Here is a 438-nt window from a genome sequence, read left to right as displayed (position 1 = left end):
CATCGGAGGCAGAGCGCGAACACCCCTGGCACGACCTCACCACCGCCTGGCTAGCAGGATCTCCCCGAGTAACGGCGTGGCTTTCAGCATCGCTCTCTCCAGATGGGGACGTCGTCCTCTCTCTGGGGAAGAAACATCCCAAGGAAACCGATCGGGTCACGGTTCAAGTCGATGAATCCGTCGTCCCGGCGCTTCAAGAATTAACCGATTTGCTTGAGACAGCCTTCGAAATAGAATCCGACTGAGAGATGAAGACGTGGCCTCTACTCTCAGCCAATCGGCTACATCATCAGATCGACCATCTCACGTAGCTCGGATTTGACGTCTTCCAATTCGTCTGCCTCCCACTCGAACCGTTCCTCAACGCCGGCGTCGGTGAATCTGAGCGAGGCTTGAACACGCCGGCTCGGATCGTGCTGGAAGAGCGCAAGCGCGTAC

Annotated in this window: 1 pseudogene; it reads left to right on the top strand. The window is 57.3% G+C overall.

What is annotated here, in order from left to right:
* Nucleotides 1-245, top strand: a pseudogene (locus tag C5C07_RS20890) (hypothetical protein); the annotation flags it as partial.
* Nucleotides 246-438: the final 193 nt, after the last annotated feature.

Origin of the sequence: Haloferax sp. Atlit-4N (assembly GCF_003383025.1) — an archaeon.
Lineage (GTDB): Archaea > Halobacteriota > Halobacteria > Halobacteriales > Haloferacaceae > Haloferax > Haloferax gibbonsii.
Note: the sequence above shows the minus strand (reverse complement) of the source record. Positions and strands in the feature narration are given on the sequence as shown.